We start from the raw sequence: 2580 nt of genomic DNA on the forward strand, positions 1-2580 counted from the left end.
CCAAGTGAATTCTCCTTTTAGTAATGTATGGTAACTTTATTATATAGGAATTCACTGGCTTTTGTGTACATACAAAAAAAGGTGTCAGTGAGATTTCTCTCACCAACACCAAAAATTCAAGAACCAATTTAACGACCAGGTCAGTCCACTCTGATCTGGTTTTTTTGTATTTATAATGTTATTTTGTGTGGGCGAAAGATTTTAGGCGAACTCAAGCCAAACCGTGATGTCATTTATCTTAAGTTGCTCGAACTCAAGCCAAACCGCATATCCATTTGGCTCAAGTACGTGTCAAAAAATCATGTTCAAATAAAATCCACTACCAATTCGTACCGATTCTCTATGAATAAAGCATAATAAGTGTGAGTATGCTATAATGTATTAAAATTATATTATGTAGGAGGCACTCATTCGTGACCGAACAAACAAAACCAACTTTTTATATTACAACGCCAATCTATTACCCAAGTGGGAAATTACATATCGGTAATGCCTATTCAACTTTAGCCTGTGATGCTATGGCTCGCTATAAACGATTAATGGACTATGATGTTTACTTCTTAACAGGAACAGATGAACACGGCCAAAAAATCGAAACTAAAGCTGAAGAATTAGGTGTTGAACCGCAAGCTTATGTAGATGGAATGGCAGAATCAATTAAAGAATTATGGAAATCATTAGAGATTACAAATGACGGCTTTATTCGTACAACTGAAGAGCGTCATAAACAAGCGATTCAAACAATCTTTGAACGTTTAATTGAACAAGGAGACATCTATCTTGGAGAATACTCTGGTTGGTATTCAGTGAGTGATGAAGAATACTTTACTGAAAGCCAATTATCAGAAGTTTACCGCGATGAAGATGGGAATGTGACGGGTGGGGTTGCACCCTCTGGACACGAAGTGGAGTTAGTTAAAGAAGAATCTTATTTCTTTAAACTGAGCAAATACGCTGAGCGTTTAGAAGCATATTACGATGCCCATCCAGAATTCTTACAACCAGCATTTCGTAAGACTGAAATGGTTAATAACTTTATTAAACCAGGTTTAGAAGATTTAGCTGTATCAAGAACGTCATTCTCTTGGGGGATCCCAGTAAAATCAGATCCTAAACACGTCGTTTATGTATGGATTGATGCATTATCTAACTACATTACTGCCTTAGGTTACGGAAGTGATAACGATAGTCTATTCAAACAATTCTGGCCTGCAGATGTGCACGTAATTGGTAAAGATATTTCTCGTTTCCATATGATTTACTGGCCAATTTTATTAATGGCATTAGATATACCATTACCTAAGCAAATTTTTGCTCATGGTTGGCTATTAATGAAAGACGGAAAAATGTCTAAATCAAAAGGAAATGTCATTTATCCTGATACATTAATTGAACGTTATGGTCTAGATGCAACGCGTTTCTATCTATTAAGAGAAATGACACAAGGAAACGATACGGTCTTTACACCAGAAGATTTCGTTAACCACATTAACTTTGAATTAGCGAATGATTTAGGAAACTTATTAAATCGTACGATTGCGATGATGAACAAGTATTTTGATGGGAAAATCCCAACGGATTTAACAGCTTTTGATAAAACAGAATTCGATGCGTCAATTGAAGCATTTATCGAAAAAGAAATCGCAGACTATCATACAGCAATGGATCGTTTAGATTTCCATTCTGCGTTAAATAATGTCATGGCAATCGTATCTCGTACAAATAAATATATCGATGAGACAATGCCTTGGACATTAGCTAAAGAAGAAGAAAGCCGAGCGCAATTAGCTTCTGTGATGTATCATTTAGCAGATTCATTAAGAGTTGTGGCGCATTTATTACGTCCAATTATGCCAAATTCACCTGCTCAAATCTTTGAACAACTGGGTATGCCATCAGAAACAGACCGTTTACTGACAGACCTTGCGCTAAACCAAGTGCCTGAGAATACGACCGTGATTAAAAAAGGTGTACCAATCTTCCCAAGATTAGACACTGAAGAAGAAGTTAAATTAATTCAAGAAGCAATGAATGGCAAAGGTAGCAATGAAGCAACTGGTAAAGTTGATGATGAAGACTGGAATCCAGAATCAGTTGAATTAGTTTATGACGAAACGGAATCAGTAGAGTTTACGGACTTCATTAAAACTGAAATGAAAGTGGCTGAAGTGATTGATGTTGCGCCAGTAGATGGCTCTAATAAGTTACTTAGATTCCGCTTAGATGCTGGAGATAAAGGTCATCGTCAAATTTTATCTGGAATTGCGAAATATTATCTAGACCACGAAGCTTTAATTGGTAAAAAGGTTATCGTTGTAGCGAACCTGAAACCACGTAAGATGATGGGATATATTAGTCAAGGAATGATTCTTTCATCTGAATCAGATGGCAAGTTATCATTACTGTTTGCTGATCCAGAAGCAGCTAACGGAAGTTTAATCGGATAATTTATATATCGCCGATTGTAAAATTAAGCTAGACAACTAAAACAGCCATTTGTGGTACACTCAACTTGTAATTCCGACCAAAGAATACAAAGGAGTGACCACAAATGACCTACACCCATCTTACCACGGATGA

The 2580-nt window shown here is 36.5% G+C and carries 1 protein-coding gene; it reads left to right on the forward strand.

The features are described 5' to 3' along the window. The first annotated feature begins 413 nt into the window (after positions 1-413). Positions 414-2447, forward strand: coding sequence for a methionine--tRNA ligase (gene metG, locus ACEN31_RS11385; RefSeq protein ID WP_138404428.1), 2034 nt, complete (start codon positions 414-416; stop codon positions 2445-2447). Positions 2448-2580: the final 133 nt, after the last annotated feature.

This window comes from Ruoffia sp. FAM 26255, from assembly GCF_045528525.1.
GTDB classification, from domain to species: Bacteria; Bacillota; Bacilli; order Lactobacillales; family Aerococcaceae; genus Ruoffia; species Ruoffia tabacinasalis.